Raw genomic sequence first — 15,746 nt, forward strand, 5'->3', positions numbered from 1 at the left:
CTGTCTTTTTGCGAGTTCCATGCCGATCTGCATTGCAGAAAGAACAGGTACACTTTTGTGCCGGGAAGAAAAGCGGGAATTACAACCTTGCTTCTCAAAGAAATCAACAATAACGGAAAGAAACTGTCCTTTGTTTATGATGCTGTGGGAAATATTGTTACGATTTCCGAGAATGGTGTTCAGAAAGTAAAATATACGTATAATGCTTTGAGTGAACTGACCCGTGTGGATTCTGCATGGGAAAATAAGAGTATTACGTATACCTACGATGCCGGAATGAATATGACGTCCAGAAAAGAGTATTCCTATACAACGGGAACACTGGGCAATGCGGTAAAGACAGATCTGTTTACCTACCGTGCTTCAGGATGGAAAGATCAGCTTATTTCCTATAATGGCAGCAGCATTTCCTATGATGCGGTCGGCAACATTACAGCTTATCAGGGAAGAACACTGACCTGGTACAGAGGAAGCCTGCTGCAGAGTCTGACCTTAAACGGAAAGAAAGCAGTTTACCATTACGACAGCGAAGGACACAGAGTCCAGTGGAAAGACCTGAACGGAGTCAGCCATAAGAACTACTGGTGCGGAAATAAACTGATGGGAACGAAATATGGAGATGTACTGGTTCAGTTTGTTTACGGTGCGGATAAATCCCCGCTGATGCTGAAAAAGGGAGAAAAAGAGTATTATTACTTGTACAACAGCCAGAATGATGTCATAGGACTGATTGACAGCGATGGAAAACAGGTAGTAAACTATTCTTACGATGCATGGGGAAAACAGACTGGTCTGACCGATATCAGCGGAGAAAATATCGGAAAACTAAACCCATTCCGTTATCGTGCTTACTGCTACGATGACGATACCAAACTCTATGTCACCGCCAGCCGTTATTATGATCCGGAATTGTGCAGATTCCTTTGTGCGGACAACTTTGATGCTGTAAAAGCGAAAATGTTTAGCATGAATGGAAAGAACCTTTATGTGTACTGTTGCAACAATCCGGTGAATGCGGTAGATGATGATGGTGATTTTGGAATTTTAATGCTGGCATTCCCAGGAATCGATCCCAGAAAAGTAGCATGGAATATCTTAAAAGATGTATTTGTATATGCGGTACAGTGCGGAATGGCGAATGAGAAAGTAACCTTAGAAGGAATTGCAGAGGTGGCCATAGAAAGTGCAATCAGTAGTGTTTTGGGAGATAGCCAAGGAATTATCTTTTCAGTAGTAGTAAGTGGTTTGAAAGGAGGATATTTAGAGTATCAGGAATCAGGAGATATGGCAAGAGCAATGGGGGCAGGATTTTACGATGCTATAATGACCTTGTTAGAACCTAAAACGTATAACGCATATGTAAAAAATGAAACTATTGAGAATGCATTGGGTGCTTTTACAGACTTTTTTCAGTCTCCATTACTGAGCTATCCCAAAAGCGGTGTTTTGGATGGAGTGTTTGGAAAACCCAAGAAACAGGCAAATAAAAATGGATCAACACTTAAGAAAAACAGCAACATCAACTTTAGTACAAAAAAAGTTGGGGGGAAAAAGAAGAACTGGCAGAGTAATAAGCCTGCAATTTCCAGAAAAATGCAAAATATAGGACTTCCAGCGCTTAGATAGAAAAGTTTTAAGATGCCTTTGCGCGAAGAAAAATAGTTTTGTACAAAGGCAAAGCGTAAGAAATAACGAGGAGAAGATTGTATGAAAGTAGTATGGGGAAAATTTGGTACCGGCGTAGACCTGATTGTGTGTGCTATTAGTAGTTATTGGTGGGTGAGCCTGTGGGTAAATGAAAAAGATGCGTTCCACGCCTATTCATTAAAAACAAGTATCATAGTGTTTCTAGGAATAATGTTCTTTTTAAGCATAGCAGCTTATGGAACTGTGACATTTCTACTAAAACGAATTTATATTTATGAATGGGGAATAATGTTATCTTTTTGGGGCTATGAAAAAAAGATAGAATGGGAAGATTTTACTGTGATACAAAGATACAATGATCATTTTTTCTTCAACATATCGAAACAGAAAGATGACAGTTTGTTCTGGTGTACCTATCACCCATTTACCAGTATCATGATATTCGACAAGTTCCGCGGACCGGGCTGGGGAATCATACCGCTCAGCGCCGACGAATTTTGTGAACTCCTCACTTCATACGGTGTCAAGTATACGGAAAGTAAATAACATACAAAAAGAGTGGAAGTGGCCGTAAGATCCACGAATTACCAGCCACTTCCCTTTTTATATGCAAATTTAGAAAAAGAAAGAAGGAAATGCCAATGAAATCAATTTATCGCACGATCCTTGCCGCAGCAGGCAGCTTCCTTGCGGCACAGTTTGGAGGCTGGGATGCTGCGCTGGAAACGCTGGTCTGCTTCATGGCAATTGACTGGATCACAGGAGGTGTTCTGCTTCCTGTTGTTTTTAAAAAGAGTCCGAAATCTGAAAACGGAACGTTGGAGAGCCGTGCGGGATGGAAAGGGCTTTGCAGAAAAGGGATGATGCTGTTCTTTGTGCTGGTCGCGGAAAAACTGGATCAGCTCACACAGACGAATTACCTGCGGGATGCCGTCTGCATTGGATTTATTTTAAATGAAGCGGTTTCGATCTTGGAAAATGCAGGGCTGATGGGTGTGAAAATCCCTGAGGTTCTGCGGTCAAGGATTGATGTGCTGAGAAAGGAGGAGCAGAGTAAATGAGGGTTGACAGAAGCTATTGTAGCAACCAGAATACATGGTCGGAAAATCATCCGCAGTGTATTGTGGTACACAATACAGACAATTTTGCCGCCGGAGCCGATGCCCGCGCGCATGCAAGAGCGCAGTACCAGGGAAATTTTCAGATTATGTCGGCGCATTATTACGTAGATGACGGGGAGATCGCTTATCAGGCTGCGCCGCACAGCAGAGGATGCTGGCATGTCGGGAGAAATTATGGAAGTAAAAATCTATTCGGCAGATATGGAAACCGGAACAGCATCGCGGTTGAGATGTGCGTGCAGAAAGGATATGATTACGAAACCGCATTTTTACATACGGTGGAGCTGGTGAAAAACCTGATGAACGAGACGGGGATTCCATCAGATGCAGTTTACCGGCATTACGACATCTGCAGCAAAAACTGCCCGTCCCAGATTCAGAAGCGGGGAGACTGGGAGCGGTTCCAGCGTCTGATTCGGGAAACAGAAGACGGCAGTGAGAAAAGTGAATACAATCCCGGCATCTACCGTGTAACAGACCCGGCGCTCAACATCCGCACAGGTCCCGGAGTAGAATACCCGGTGGTGGGAGTCATCAAAGACCAGGGAAGCTATACGATCACAGAAATCAGAAACAAAAGCTGGGGCAGACTGCTGTCGGGAGCGGGATGGATCAACTGCCATAAAGCATATTGTTTTTACGGGGGAAGAGTATAAAATCCCATCTTTGCAAAACGATGTCATCGGACGGATTGACAGCGATGGAAAGCAGGGAGTAAACTATTCTTACGATGCAGGGGGAGAACTGGTAAATACCATGGATACAAGTGGTGCGAATATTGCACAGTCGAAAGAAATAACGAGGAGAAAATTGTATGAAAGTAATATGGGGAAAATTTGGTACAGGTGTAGATTTGATTCTGTGTGTTATTATTAATTACTATGTGGTGAGTATATGGGTAAATGGAAAAGATGAGTTCCATGCATATTCATTAAAAACAAGTATTATATTTCTAATAGAGGTAATGCTCGTTTTAAATATGGGGAAAACAGACCGGTCTGACCGATACCAGCGGAGAAAATATCGGAAAGCTCAATCCATTCCGCTATCGTGCTTACTGCTACGATGACGACACCAAGCTCTATGTCACCGCCAGCCGCTATTACGATCTGGAATTGTGCAGATTCCTTTGCGCAGACAACTTTGATGTTGTAAAAGCGGAAATGTTCAAAAAGTTAAATTAGTAGGTGGCAAATATGAAGGCAGGATATCGTAAATTTTATAAATATTTTAGTATATTGGTATTTATGGGCTGCGGATACCTTATGCTGAATTTTTGGGAAGAGGGAAAAGGTCAAATTAGTTCTTATAACATGCAAGATAAAGCACTTATGATATTGTGGTTTATGATTTATACTTTTGGTACGGCTGCTGGAATTATAAATACTTTAACCAGTATTTACATTTATGAATGGGGAATGCAGATCTCATTTTTGAAATATAAGAAAAAAATCGAATGGGAAGAATTTTCTGTTATACGAAGATATCATAATCATTTTTTCTTCAATATGTCAAAACAAAAAGATGCAGGTCCGTATTGGGCAATGTTTCATCCCTTTACCAGTTTTGTAATATTCGATAATTCGCGAAATCGTTCTGTTCATACCATGCCGCTTAACGCCGACGAATTTTGTGAACTGCTCACTTCATATGGTGTTCAGTACACGGAAAGAAAATAAAGATCGAAGGAATTAAAGAGAAAATATGAGAGCAGGATATCGTAAGTTTTTTATGTTTGCACAAGTTGCTACATTAATAGGCATCGGGTATCTTATGACAAGATTTTGGGAAGATGCAAAAAAACAATGTGAATTATATAATTTGCCTCAAAAGCTTTGGGTAATATTTGGAATAATGTTTATTTGTGGGATAGTGTCATGGGGAAGTGTAGATGCTTTAACACGTATTTACATCCATAAGTGGGGAATGGAACTTGCCTTTTTGGGATATAAGAAAAAAATTGTATGGGAGGATTTTTCCGTTATACAAAGATATAAAAATCATTTTTTCTTTAACGTATCAAAACAAAAAGATAGTGGTCTGTTTTTTTCAACATATCATCCATTTACTAGCTTTGTGATATTTGATAAGTCACAATTTAGTTGTGTCCGTACTATGCCAATCAGTGCCGACGAATTTTGTGATCTCCTCACTTCATACGGTGTCAAGTATAAGGAAAATAAAGCATGAGAAGAGTGGAAGTGATCGGATTTCTGTTGTTTTTACGGGGGAAAGAGAGTAGTATAATACATGTATAATTACAGCTTTGGAGGAAAAACAGTTGCTTGACTGGATCAATGTTTTTAAAGTAAACCGGAAAATTAAATCCCGTCTCTGGCCGTGGATTAAGATTATTTTGAGTATTATTCTTTTCTTTGCGGTATTTTACGGAGATATCTATGTTCACATTTTGGATAAAACAAAGACGGGGCGAATCGTGGAAGCGCTGATTCTGGTTGTGTTTTCGTTTCTGGACTATCTGATCTGCTTTATTTCTGTAGCCGAAATGGACTGCCTGAAGGACAGGCGGTATGCGGCGGCGAAAGAGAGTGGTGAATTTTATACGGTTTCTGAAATAGAAAGTTCCCTGTTCAACTATGTGCCGCGTACCTATACAATTTATTACCGGAGAGGAAGCAGAAGACTTACTTTCGGTGTGCGCACAAGAACGACAGGAAATCCGCTGGAAATGGGCGGCAGAGAATATTTCATAGGACCGACAGGAAAGCGCGAGCAGATTGTGAAAGACCTCGATACGCTGATGAAAGAAGTAAAAAAATACGCAAGATTTGACAAAGTCCTGGTACAGACAATCAATGGAGAACCGGTAAAGAGATAATGCCGGTTCTTCTTGCTTTTACGTAAAAATGCAGGTAAGATAAAAACAGCATAAGTGTAATACACATGCGTAAAAACTCATCAACGGAGAAGGTATGAAAATGGAGGAAACAAAAGATGAATTATCTGAAGGAACGGGATGGTGACCTGTTCTCCAATGCGGATCTGAAACAGCTGATTGTGCCGCTTCTGATTGAACAGCTTCTTGCCATCGCAGTCGGCATGGCGGATTCAATTATGGTATCCAGTGTCGGCGAGGCGGCGGTGTCGAGTGTGTCGCTGATTGATACGATCTTTATTCTGCTGATCAACATGTTCACCGCGATTGCAACCGGCGGAGCCGTCGTGTGCGGCCAGTATATCGGAAAGAAGCGGCCACACAAAGCATGTGAGGCAGCTGACCAGCTTCTGCTGGTGACAACGGCGCTGTCAGTTGTGATCATGGCGGCGGTCTATCTTTTAAAGCCGTTTATTCTGCATGTTGTGTTTGGAAACATTACGGCAGAGGTAGAAAGAAACTGCAATATTTATCTGATGATCGTAGCGGCCTCCATTCCGTTTCTGGCGGTTTACAACGGCTGTGCGGCCATTTTCCGTGCGCAGGGTGATTCGAAAACGCCGATGAAAATATCCATCGTCATGAACCTGATCAATATTTCGGGAAATGCGCTTCTGGTCTATGCGCTGAAATTCGGCGTGGACGGCGTTGCGATTCCGACGCTGCTTTCACGTATGTACGCGGCTGCGGCAGCATTTGTTCTCGTACATAATAAGCGGTATCCAGTGCGGTGCTCTTATCCGGTGAAATTAAAACCGGATTTCCATATGCTGAAAAAAATCCTTGGCATCGGCATTCCGAACGGCCTCGAGAACAGTATGTTCCAGCTCGGCAAAATTATGGTCTTAAGTATGATCACACAGTTCGGAACAGCGTCGATCGCGGCAAATGCGGTGTCCAACACGATTGCTGTCTTCCAGACACTGCCCGGTATGGCGATCGGAAATGCAGTGCTGACCGTAAGCGCACAGTGCGCGGGAGCGGGAGACTATGAGCAGGTAAAATACTATGCGAAAAAGCTGCACATCATCATTTATGGCCTGATGATCGTCTGCTGTCTCGGTGTCATCGCGGCACTTCCGGCGGTGCTTCACGTTTACAGTCTGTCTGCGGAGGCAACAGCCATGACGGAAGATATCATCGTTTACCACGGCATCTGCTGTATGATAATCTGGCCAATTGCCTTCAATCTGCCGAATGTACTCCGCGCGTCCAATGATGTGGCATTTTGCATGATTCTCTCGATTCTTTCCATGTGGATCTGCAGAATCGGCATGAGCTATGTGCTCGGTGTGCGTATGGGATTCGGCGTCTTCGGTGTCTGGGTCGCCATGACGATGGACTGGGTTGTTCGTGCCATTTTCTTTGTCCTTCGCTATCGAAGCGGGAAGTGGCAGCATCAGACGTGATGAAAAATACGGAATGTTTTGGGGAGAGAGAAAGAAAAAACGATACATCTGGAGGAAGTTATTATTATGAAAAACGCAAAGAAACTGATTCCCGGAGCGGCGATTGCGCTGGTGATTGCCGCTGCGGCGAAATTCCTGGAAAGCCTGGAGGAGAGCGCCGGACTGCACTTTATCGGGGCATCGGTCATCGCCATGTTTATCGGTATGATTGTGAATGCCTTTTACAAGCCGAACAGCGTGACAGCGCCGGGAATTAAATTTACATCGAAGAAGATCCTGAAATTTGCGATTATTCTGCTCGGTGCGAGCCTGAATATCCGCACGGTGCTGACGGTCGGAAGATTTTCCCTGACGGTTATGGTATTTACCCTGGCAACGTGCTTCGGCCTTGGCGCGCTGATCGGAAAAGCACTTGGACTGAACTGGAAGACGAGCAGTCTCATCAACGCCGGCACGGGTATCTGCGGCGGTTCCGCGATCGCGGCAATCGCGCCGGTCATCGAGGCGACCGATATGGACATTGCCTATGGCCTCTCCGCAACGTTTTTATTTGATACGGTCATGATCGTCGTATTCCCGATCCTCGGTCACTGGATGGGCCTTTCGGATGCCGCGTTTGGCCTCTGGGCCGGAACTGCGGTCAACGATACCTCAAGCGTCGTTGCCACCGGTTACGCATTCAGCGAGGCCGCCGGTGATTTCGCCACCATGGTAAAACTGACACGGACCCTCGCCATCATTCCGGCTGTTCTGGCATTCGCCGCCATCAACGTACATCTGAAACGGAAGGCGCAGGCAGCAGAAGGAACCGCCGTAAAGGTAAGCATCAAATCCATTTTTCCATGGTTTATCTTAGGTTTTCTCGCCATGTCAGCACTGACCTCCTTAGGTCTTATCCCGGCAGGCACAGCAGCCGCATTAAAAACCATCAGCAAATTTCTGATGGTGGCCGCCCTTGCGGCCATCGGCCTGAACACCGATTTCAAATCCCTCTGCCGCTCCGGCGCAAAGCCGATGCTGCACGGATTCATCATTTCGCTGCTGGTAGTCCTGGTAGCGATTGCAGTCGAATTTGCGATCGGCATTGCGCCGCATGGGGTACTGTAAAGAAACAGAGAATTAAAAATCCAGGCATCCGTATAGGATGCCTGGATTTTTTAAATCAAAACGGGTTTGTCGTTTCCTTCAAAAACGTTTTCAAAACCTGCAGCACCCCGTTCTCCCAGTACGGCGGGCAGGTGTGTTTTGCTGAGGCGATGACTTCCGCTCGGGCGTTGGAGACGGCGTAGCTTTCGCCGGCGTTCTGAAGCATCTCGATGTCGTTTAGGTTGTCGCCGAAGCAGCAGACTTCGTCTGGGGTAAGGCCAAAGTAGTTCATCAGAAATGAGAGACCGGTCCATTTGCTGACGCCGCGGGCGTTGCAGTCCAACCATTCCTTACCGGCGACAGCGAGTTTTGCCTGATGTTTCCACGCCGGGATGAAATTTGGGGAGCAAAGCTCTTCACAGGAGGTTGGATGGTAGATCGTGAATTTGATAATGTCCTCGTTTTCTACCTTCGACAGATCCGGTACTTCGCGGACATCGAAGCCGTAGGAGTCGCGGAGCCAGTGAAACATGCGGCTTCCGGCATCTTCGGCGAGGCAGTAGTCCGGGGTGGCGGCAAAGCAGTCGCAGGACGGAAGTTCGTCGTGTACCATGCGGCACATGGATTTCCAGAGTGCCGTTTCCATCGGATATGTTTTCAGAATCTTTTCCGGTGTGCGCACGACAGTTCCGCCATCGGAGATGTAGAGCAGGCGGTCCTTGATCGGAGCGAAAAGCTTCTGTTCACTGGAAAACTGGCGGCCGGAACAGACAACAAAATGGATGCCCTGGTCGACAAGCCTGGAAACAACAGTCATATATTCCGGGTCGATCAGAAGTGTGCCGTCTTTGACGAGCGTTCCATCGACATCGGTTGCAATCAACTTTATCATAATAGAAAATCTCCTTATCTTGTCACAGAAAAAATTCAAACTACAGCAAGACCAGAAAATAACGCAAAAAAGGCAGTGCTGCAGGGCGCGAATTACAAGGAACGGATTTGAAGGCGTACCGGGGTACGACGAAAATCCGTGACGCAGTAATTCACGTTCTGCAGTGCTGAATTTTTTGCATTATTTTCTGGGATTGCTATAAACATGATTATATCGTGAATTGCTTCGGGGTGCAAGCCGGAACCGGAGGAACGCAAAACTCCACGTTGACGAAACGCAGAAATAAGGCGTAAAATAAAGAAAAATATATATCCACAGGGGGATTTTTATTATGGCATTTATTCAGGTAAGCTTCATGTCAAAAACTTTAATGCGCACCGTACCGCTGCAGGTTATTCTGCCGGTCGACAAATTTACCTTTGGGCAGCCGGAGCGCGAGGAAAAACCGTTTAAAACGCTGTATTTGCTGCATGGCATTTTTGGGAATGAGACAGACTGGGTTCATGGAACCAGAATCCAAAGATGGGCAGAGGAGAAAAACCTTGCCGTTGTCATGCCGGCCGGTGAGAATGCGTTTTATGTGGATCAGCCGTCCATCGGTGCCATGCACGGACAGTTTATCGGAGAAGAACTGGTTGAGATTACAAGAAAAATGTTTCCGCTGTCCAGAAAAAGAGAAGACACCTTTATCGGAGGCCTTTCCATGGGTGGTTTTGGCGCACTCAGAAATGGCCTGAAATATCACGATACCTTCGGGGCTGTGATCTGCCTGTCCGGTGCACTTCATGTGCTGGAAAATCCGGAAGAGAGCAGAGCGGACAGCTTTGCACATGAAGAAGGTTATTTCGGAAATCTGGTCGAAGCAGCAAAGAGTGACAAAAACCCGGCTGTTCTTATCGAGCAGTTAAAGGAAGCACGGAAAAAAGATCCGTCTGTCAATGTGCCGACCGTATTCCAGGCGTGCGGAACAGAGGACGGACTTCTGGAAGTAAACCGTCTCTACCATAAACGGATGGAAGAGAGCGGCATGGACATTGTCTACTATGAGAGCAAGGGTGGCCATGAATGGGATTTCTGGGATGAATGGATCAAAAAGGCACTGGACTGGCTGCCACTTGAGGAAAAGACGGAAGGCCTGAACAGCGGAAACGTAAATGTTTAAAGGAAAAAGGGAGACAGGCAATGCCAGAAACGAGAAATGACGAATTGTACCGTGCGTTAAAACACAACGGTTACCCGGACGACTTCTGCCGGGAAATTGCATACCGCCAGATGAACACGGACTTTACCGCCACGCGGATGCTCGGCTATCTCTACCGCGTCACAAGCCCGCGCGCCGAGGACGTTGTCGATGAGATGCTGGCTATTTTGAGTGACCGCAAAGCATGGATTGAGAAAAAACAGTCTGAGGAAGCCCAGGCGGCAATCAGCAGAATGTATCGGGAAGGCCTGTAACCTGGGCGGGCGTTTATGCAGAAAAAGCGGAAGGAACGGGCTTGCATTCTTTTCCGGTTTCTGCTACAATCAGTGCAGTGAAAAAGCGACGAAAAGAAACAGTAGCGACAGAGCGCATTCAGAGAGAAAGCGGCAGGTGAAAGCTTTTTGCAGAATCTATCGTGAACCGGTCTTGGAGCTGTGCACCGAAGAGAAGAAAATCCATCAGGGAAACTTTATTTCGTAGGCTGCACCGGGATCTCCCGTTACAGAGAAGGTACAGAGAGCAGAGATCACACGTATTACAAAATACAAAATCGTGGGGTACAAATGCTTTGTGTCAGAGTGCAGGAGTTTTCCTGAATTTAGGTGGTACCGCGGATAAAAAAATTCGCCCTAAACTGCAGCTTGCGGTTTAGGGCTTTTTTCTGTTTGAAAACGAAGCATCTAACTCGTTACTTCAGTGATGAGTTAGATGCGTAAAATGTTGACTAAAAGCTTAAAATCGGACAGGCTGGAATGTTCTCGCGTCTGGAAGACTTCAGATGTTGAAAACCCAAAGAATAAGGAGGAAATCAGAAAATGAAACTTGAAAAATTAGTAGGAGAGCGCTTCAAAGAAAGACCTGCTGACTGTGTCATCGACAGCCATGCTATTATGGTAAAAGGCGGATACATCAAATATATGGCAAACGGAATCTATTCTTCCTATCTGCCGCTGCGCCGCATTGTGCGCAAAATCGAGCAGATCCTGCGCGAGGAGATGGACAAAATCGACGGCCAGGAAGTGCAGTTCCCGGTTGTCATGCCGGCTTCTCTGTGGGATGAGTCCGGCCGTTACGATAGCATCGGCGATGAACTGCTGCGTTTCACCGACCGCAACAATGCCAAAATGGTACTCGGCATGACCCACGAGGAGGCAGCCGTACACCTTGTACGCGAGTATGCACAGAGCTACACCAAATATCCGTTTATGATCTATCAGATCCAGACAAAATTCCGTGATGAGGCCCGTCCGAGAGCCGGACTGATCCGTGTGCGTGAGTTTACGATGAAGGATGCTTACTCCTTCCATACCAGCCAGGAAGATCTGGAGCAGTATTACGAGAAATGCCACGCAGCATACGAGCGCATCTTCGAGCGTGTCGGCGTGCCGGAGGTGGTATCTGTCAAATCCGATTCCGGTATGATGGGCGGAAACATCTCCCATGAGTTCATGCTTCTGACTCCGGTCGGAGAGGATTCCATCGTTCTGTGTGATTCCTGCGATTACAGAGCCAACATGGAGGCAGCTGAGAACATTTCCGATATCGCAAGAGACGCAGAATCCGCTGCACTCGAAAAGGTTTATACACCGAACGTCCACACCATTGAAGACGTCTGCAATTTCTTCGGAGACGAGACAAAGAACTCCTGCAAAGCCGTTGTTTATCAGCAGAATGTTGATGATAAATACGTTGTCCTTTTCATCCGCGGTGATCTCGAAGTCAACGAGACGAAGCTGGTCAACTTCCTCGGCGAGCAGGTTCACGCAGCCGTGATCACCGAAGAATGCGGACTGAACGCAGGCTATATCGGACCTGTGAACCTGAAGGTGAACGGAGATGCCGTTGTTCTCTATGATAAATCCCTCGAGGGAAGAAACAACCTTTCCTGCGGAGCCAACGAGGCAGAGCATCATTACAAAGGACTCGACATGGAGCGCGACGTTCCGAATGCCGAGTATCACGATTTTGCAAAAATCCAGGAGGGCGGCATCTGCCCGAAATGCGGCAAAAAGACCGTGAAGATTTCCAGGGGTATCGAGGTCGGAAATATCTTCCAGCTTGGAACCAAATATACAAAATCCATGAATATGACCTATGTCGATGCAAACGGCGAGAGCAAGACCCCGATCATGGGATGCTACGGTATCGGTGTCGGCCGTCTGGCAGCATCGGTCTGCGAGGCACATCACGATGAGTACGGCCCGATCTGGCCGAAAGCTATCGCTCCGTGGCAGGTACACCTCTGTGCGGTCCGCGTCGATGACGAGGAAGTAAGAGCATACGCGGACAAGCTGTACGAGGATCTGCAGAACGCAGGCATCGAAGTGATCTACGACGACAGAAGCGTCAGAGCCGGCGTAATGTTTGCCGATGCCGACCTGCTCGGCATTCCGCTTCGCATCATCGTAAGCCCGAAAAATATGAAACAGGGCGTTGTCGAGGTTGCATCCCGCGATAAGACTCTGAAAACACAGATTCCGCTGGAAAATGTGATGGAAGAGATTAAACAGTATCTGTAATGATTCAGAACCATGCGAAAGGGAAGAAAAATCGCGATGGGGTTCGGAAGAAGTTCGACAGGAGAAAACACGATATGGAACTCTGGGATATCTATGATGAAAACAAACAGCCGACCGGCCGCACGATGAAGCGGAATGACTGGCATATGAAGCCGGACGAGTTTCACCTGACGGTGCTCGGCGTAATCGCAAGACCGGACGGAACCTTCCTTATCACAAAACGTGTCATGACGAAAGCCTGGGCACCGGGCTGGTGGGAGGTTTCCGGCGGCGCGGCACAGGCAGGAGAGAGCTCTTGGGAGGCCGTGCGCCGTGAGGTCAGAGAGGAAACCGGACTCGATGTGAGCAAGGCTGACGGCGGTTATCTCTTTACCTACCGGCGCATCAACCCGGATGAGAGAGACAATTACTTTGTCGATGTCTATCGCTTCGTGATGGATGTCAAAGACGAAGATCTCCATCTTCAGGAGGAAGAAACAGACGGCTACCGTTTTGCTACGTTGGACGAAATCAAAGGGTACGCCGCAGAAGGTAAATTCCTGCATTACGACAGCATCCGCCAGGCATTTGAACTGTAACAGAGAAATAAGATAATAAAAACGCGTTCCCGCCGGAAACCACAGGGGTTTCCGAAAACGGGAACGCGTTTTTGTAATTTACAGGATTCTTTCTTGCCGTAGGCATGCCTGAAAAGGGCTTTTCGTAAGCGCGTAAGCGGTTCCTTGCGGTTAATCGCGATTGAACACTTCGCGGTTGAGCGCCTTTTCCTGATGGCTGACAATCGTTGTGCAGACAGCATCGCCTGTGATGTTGACGGCGGTACGCAGCATATCGAGAATACGGTCGATACCCATGATAAGAGCGATACCCTCCGTTGGCAGTCCGACGGAATTCAGTACCATAGCCAGGGTAACAAGTCCGACGCTTGGGATACCGGCGGTACCGATGGAAGCCAGTGTTGCGGTAACAACAACCGTTGCGAGGTTTGCCGGGGTCAGATGAATACCGTACGCCTCTGCGATGAAGATGACAGCGACACCCTGCATAATGGAGGTACCATCCATGTTGATGGTTGCGCCGAGCGGAATGGTGAACGAAGAAATCTGCTTCGAGACACCCATCTTTTTGTTCAGTGTATCAATCGACATCGGGATTGTCGCGTTGGAGGTTGCGGTGGAAAATGCAAATCCCATAACCGGAAGGAATTTCTTCACGAATTTAATCGGATTCAGCCGTGTGAATACGAACAGAAGAACCTGATAAATGACGAAGCACTGCAGTGCCAGCGCCAGTGTTACATTTCCCATGTATTTCAGCATCGGTGCGAACGCAGAAAAGCCGACCGTTGCAAAGGTACGTGCAATCAGACAGAAAACGCCGACCGGGGCCACCTTCATGACCGTCATGGTCATTTCCATCATGACATCGTTAAACTGGCTGATAAAGTTGGAAACGACCGAAGCGCGGTTTCCGAGCTTTGCCAGCATTACGCCGACAAACAGGGCGAATACGATGATGGGAAGCATATCGCCGTTTGCCATGGAACCAATCGGGTTCTTCGGGATGATGTTGAGCAGTGTATCCACCAGGCTGACGCTGGAATCTGCTGCTGTCGAGGACAGGTCGGCTTTCTGAACCGCACTCATGTTAAGTCCGAGACCCGGGTGAATGAGCAGGGCGGTTCCAAGTGCGATGCAGACGGCAAGTGCTGTGGTAACAAGGTAAAAGCCGATCGTTTTTACGCCGACCTTTCCGAGGGTTTTGCTGTCTCCGATGGACATACTTCCGCAGACGAGGGAGCAGAAGACAAGCGGTACGACAAGCATCTGCATCAGGCGGATAAAGCCCTGTCCGATGACATACAGCACACCTTCTACGATGACGGTGTCCTTGATATAGCTGGACGGGATCCAATAGTGAATCACCACGCCGAGCAGCGCACCGGCCAGCAGGGCAATAAAAATCTGGGTGGAAAGCCCGGGCTTCTTTTTTGACTTTTCCGTTGTTTCTTTTCTGTTTCGGACCATTATTCGATTCCTCCGGTTTCTTCGAGATATTCTTTCAGTGCCGTTTTCCAGTCGAGCGGCTCAGGAATACCGGTCAGGCGGAGCATCATGTTGTCCAGAACAGAATAGGTCGGGCGGACATCATCGCGTGCGACAACCGGGTAGAGATCAAGGTCACCGGTTTTTCCGGTATACTCGAGGATGGTTCTTGCAAACTCATAGCGGCTGCAGCTTCCGGGGCAGACAACGTGGTACAGACCATACTCCTCGCTGTCGATAAAGTGGCAGATCACGCGCGCAAGCTCAAAAGCACTGGTCGGAGCCGCATACTGGTTGTTTGGAACCTCCATCGTGCCGCCCTTTGCCGCATTGCGGAGTACTTCGTCCACAAAATCGCGGCCGATCCCGTAAATCCAGGAGCTTCGGATGATGACAAAGCGGTTCAAAAGCTGTGTCAGGATTTTCTCTCCGGCCTCTTTTGATTTTCCGTAGATCGTACGCGGATGCACGGTATCAAACTCGTTGTACGGGATGCGGGATTCCTTGTCGAAAACGTCATCCGTTGAGATCTGAATAACCTTTGCGTCGATATCATTGGCGGCAAGCGCTACGTTGCGCACACCGATGGCATTGACACGATAGGCTTCGTCGATGTTTTTTTCACACTCGGCAACGTCGGTCATACCGGCGCAGTTGATGATAACGTCGGGACGGTTGACATAAACGAACTGTGTGACTTCATCGATTTTGGTAATATCAACCTCGTGAATATCCGTTGGAAGAAGCTGATATTCCACACCCTCCAGCAGTTCCAGAAGGGCAGTACCGATGTGGCCTTCGGCACCTGTAATCCATATTTTTTTCATAGGTTCTCTCCTGTCCTTGATTTATATACAGAAAAACTGTAATTGTATTTATTTTACCTGTGGACTTTACAGAAGTCAATAAATTATGGAAAGTCTCTGTGCA

17 protein-coding genes and 1 other annotated feature are annotated in these 15,746 nt (G+C 47.1%); of the genes, 14 read left to right on the forward strand and 3 right to left on the reverse strand.

What is annotated here, in order from left to right; all coding sequences use genetic code 11:
* The first annotated feature begins 57 nt into the window (after nucleotides 1–57).
* The 10 genes from DWZ44_RS11740 to DWZ44_RS11785 all read left to right on the forward strand — a co-directional run bounded on the left by DWZ44_RS11740 (nucleotide 58) and on the right by DWZ44_RS11785 (nucleotide 8,180).
* The gene (locus tag DWZ44_RS11740; protein ID WP_117804927.1) at nucleotides 58–1,626 is read left to right on the forward strand and encodes an RHS repeat domain-containing protein; all 1,569 of its coding nucleotides are present in this window, start codon (nucleotides 58–60) and stop codon (nucleotides 1,624–1,626) included.
* An 81-nt stretch (nucleotides 1,627–1,707) separates the two neighbouring features.
* Nucleotides 1,708–2,193 (forward strand): hypothetical protein, encoded by a 486-nt coding sequence (locus DWZ44_RS11745; protein WP_055219954.1) that lies wholly within the window; start codon nucleotides 1,708–1,710, stop codon nucleotides 2,191–2,193.
* 95 nt (nucleotides 2,194–2,288) lie between these two features.
* The gene (locus DWZ44_RS11750; RefSeq protein ID WP_055219953.1) at nucleotides 2,289–2,708 is read left to right on the forward strand and encodes a phage holin family protein; all 420 of its coding nucleotides are present in this window, start codon (nucleotides 2,289–2,291) and stop codon (nucleotides 2,706–2,708) included.
* A complete protein-coding gene (locus tag DWZ44_RS11755; protein ID WP_055219951.1) occupies nucleotides 2,705–3,424 on the forward strand; it encodes an N-acetylmuramoyl-L-alanine amidase in 720 nt (239 codons plus the stop codon). The genes DWZ44_RS11750 and DWZ44_RS11755 overlap by 4 nt, the downstream gene beginning before the upstream one ends.
* A 158-nt stretch (nucleotides 3,425–3,582) precedes the next feature.
* Nucleotides 3,583–3,837: a hypothetical protein gene (locus DWZ44_RS18235; protein WP_055219949.1), complete on the forward strand. Its 255-nt coding sequence runs from the start codon at nucleotides 3,583–3,585 to the stop codon at nucleotides 3,835–3,837.
* A gap of 127 nt (nucleotides 3,838–3,964) precedes the next feature.
* Nucleotides 3,965–4,447: a hypothetical protein gene (locus tag DWZ44_RS11765; RefSeq protein ID WP_117761627.1), complete on the forward strand. Its 483-nt coding sequence runs from the start codon at nucleotides 3,965–3,967 to the stop codon at nucleotides 4,445–4,447.
* A gap of 25 nt (nucleotides 4,448–4,472) precedes the next feature.
* Nucleotides 4,473–4,958 carry a hypothetical protein gene (locus DWZ44_RS11770; protein ID WP_117804928.1) on the forward strand — a complete coding sequence of 162 codons (486 nt, stop codon included), beginning with the start codon at nucleotides 4,473–4,475 and terminating at the stop codon, nucleotides 4,956–4,958.
* A gap of 91 nt (nucleotides 4,959–5,049) precedes the next feature.
* Nucleotides 5,050–5,607, forward strand: coding sequence for a hypothetical protein (locus DWZ44_RS11775; RefSeq protein WP_117804929.1), 558 nt, complete (start codon nucleotides 5,050–5,052; stop codon nucleotides 5,605–5,607).
* A 116-nt stretch (nucleotides 5,608–5,723) separates the two neighbouring features.
* Nucleotides 5,724–7,073 (forward strand): MATE family efflux transporter, encoded by a 1,350-nt coding sequence (locus DWZ44_RS11780; RefSeq protein ID WP_117804930.1) that lies wholly within the window; start codon nucleotides 5,724–5,726, stop codon nucleotides 7,071–7,073.
* Between the two features lie 66 nt (nucleotides 7,074–7,139).
* A complete protein-coding gene (locus tag DWZ44_RS11785; RefSeq protein WP_117802372.1) occupies nucleotides 7,140–8,180 on the forward strand; it encodes a YeiH family protein in 1,041 nt (346 codons plus the stop codon).
* Nucleotides 8,181–8,235: 55 nt separating this feature from the next.
* Here the strand turns inward: DWZ44_RS11785 and DWZ44_RS11790 are convergent, their stop codons facing one another.
* The gene (locus DWZ44_RS11790) at nucleotides 8,236–9,051 is read right to left on the reverse strand and encodes a Cof-type HAD-IIB family hydrolase (RefSeq protein WP_117804931.1); all 816 of its coding nucleotides are present in this window, start codon (nucleotides 9,049–9,051) and stop codon (nucleotides 8,236–8,238) included.
* Between the two features lie 331 nt (nucleotides 9,052–9,382).
* Here DWZ44_RS11790 and DWZ44_RS11795 point away from each other — a divergent pair, with 331 nt between their 5' ends.
* The 4 genes from DWZ44_RS11795 to DWZ44_RS11810 all read left to right on the forward strand — a co-directional run bounded on the left by DWZ44_RS11795 (nucleotide 9,383) and on the right by DWZ44_RS11810 (nucleotide 13,349).
* Complete coding sequence (locus tag DWZ44_RS11795; RefSeq protein WP_055219937.1) at nucleotides 9,383–10,213, forward strand: alpha/beta hydrolase; 831 nt, start codon at nucleotides 9,383–9,385, stop codon at nucleotides 10,211–10,213.
* A 20-nt stretch (nucleotides 10,214–10,233) separates the two neighbouring features.
* Nucleotides 10,234–10,506, forward strand: coding sequence for a hypothetical protein (locus DWZ44_RS11800; RefSeq protein ID WP_022461797.1), 273 nt, complete (start codon nucleotides 10,234–10,236; stop codon nucleotides 10,504–10,506).
* Between the two features lie 79 nt (nucleotides 10,507–10,585).
* Nucleotides 10,586–10,887, forward strand: a binding site (T-box leader).
* 180 nt (nucleotides 10,888–11,067) lie between these two features.
* On the forward strand, nucleotides 11,068–12,771 hold the full coding sequence (locus DWZ44_RS11805) for a proline--tRNA ligase (RefSeq protein ID WP_022462387.1): 1,704 nt from the start codon (nucleotides 11,068–11,070) through the stop codon (nucleotides 12,769–12,771).
* 74 nt (nucleotides 12,772–12,845) lie between these two features.
* Nucleotides 12,846–13,349 carry an NUDIX hydrolase gene (locus tag DWZ44_RS11810; RefSeq protein WP_117804932.1) on the forward strand — a complete coding sequence of 168 codons (504 nt, stop codon included), beginning with the start codon at nucleotides 12,846–12,848 and terminating at the stop codon, nucleotides 13,347–13,349.
* Nucleotides 13,350–13,499: 150 nt separating this feature from the next.
* Here the strand turns inward: DWZ44_RS11810 and DWZ44_RS11815 are convergent, their stop codons facing one another.
* Together DWZ44_RS11815 and rfbD are read right to left on the reverse strand one after the other, a co-directional pair.
* Complete coding sequence (locus DWZ44_RS11815) at nucleotides 13,500–14,798, reverse strand: dicarboxylate/amino acid:cation symporter (protein WP_022462385.1); 1,299 nt, start codon at nucleotides 14,796–14,798, stop codon at nucleotides 13,500–13,502.
* Nucleotides 14,798–15,643, reverse strand: a complete 846-nt coding sequence (rfbD, locus tag DWZ44_RS11820) for a dTDP-4-dehydrorhamnose reductase (RefSeq protein ID WP_117509864.1) — start codon at nucleotides 15,641–15,643, stop codon at nucleotides 14,798–14,800. Before rfbD ends, DWZ44_RS11815 begins: the two co-directional genes overlap by 1 nt.
* Nucleotides 15,644–15,746 lie beyond the last annotated feature (103 nt).

The organism is Blautia sp. AF32-4BH, from assembly GCF_003460565.1.
Classification (GTDB): Bacteria; Bacillota; Clostridia; order Lachnospirales; family Lachnospiraceae; genus Fusicatenibacter; species Fusicatenibacter saccharivorans.

Coding starts and splice junctions, on each gene's coding strand:
- DWZ44_RS11750 (WP_055219953.1), top strand. CDS start 2,289: ATGAAATCAATTTATCGCACGATCCTTGCCGCAGCAGGCAGCTTCCTT.
- DWZ44_RS11810 (WP_117804932.1), top strand. CDS start 12,846: ATGGAACTCTGGGATATCTATGATGAAAACAAACAGCCGACCGGCCGC.
- DWZ44_RS11765 (WP_117761627.1), top strand. CDS start 3,965: ATGAAGGCAGGATATCGTAAATTTTATAAATATTTTAGTATATTGGTA.
- DWZ44_RS11805 (WP_022462387.1), top strand. CDS start 11,068: ATGAAACTTGAAAAATTAGTAGGAGAGCGCTTCAAAGAAAGACCTGCT.
- DWZ44_RS11745 (WP_055219954.1), top strand. CDS start 1,708: ATGAAAGTAGTATGGGGAAAATTTGGTACCGGCGTAGACCTGATTGTG.
- DWZ44_RS11800 (WP_022461797.1), top strand. CDS start 10,234: ATGCCAGAAACGAGAAATGACGAATTGTACCGTGCGTTAAAACACAAC.
- DWZ44_RS11770 (WP_117804928.1), top strand. CDS start 4,473: ATGAGAGCAGGATATCGTAAGTTTTTTATGTTTGCACAAGTTGCTACA.
- DWZ44_RS18235 (WP_055219949.1), top strand. CDS start 3,583: ATGAAAGTAATATGGGGAAAATTTGGTACAGGTGTAGATTTGATTCTG.
- rfbD (WP_117509864.1), bottom strand. CDS start 15,643: ATGAAAAAAATATGGATTACAGGTGCCGAAGGCCACATCGGTACTGCC.
- DWZ44_RS11755 (WP_055219951.1), top strand. CDS start 2,705: ATGAGGGTTGACAGAAGCTATTGTAGCAACCAGAATACATGGTCGGAA.
- DWZ44_RS11795 (WP_055219937.1), top strand. CDS start 9,383: ATGGCATTTATTCAGGTAAGCTTCATGTCAAAAACTTTAATGCGCACC.
- DWZ44_RS11790 (WP_117804931.1), bottom strand. CDS start 9,051: ATGATAAAGTTGATTGCAACCGATGTCGATGGAACGCTCGTCAAAGAC.
- DWZ44_RS11785 (WP_117802372.1), top strand. CDS start 7,140: ATGAAAAACGCAAAGAAACTGATTCCCGGAGCGGCGATTGCGCTGGTG.
- DWZ44_RS11815 (WP_022462385.1), bottom strand. CDS start 14,798: ATGGTCCGAAACAGAAAAGAAACAACGGAAAAGTCAAAAAAGAAGCCC.
- DWZ44_RS11780 (WP_117804930.1), top strand. CDS start 5,724: ATGAATTATCTGAAGGAACGGGATGGTGACCTGTTCTCCAATGCGGAT.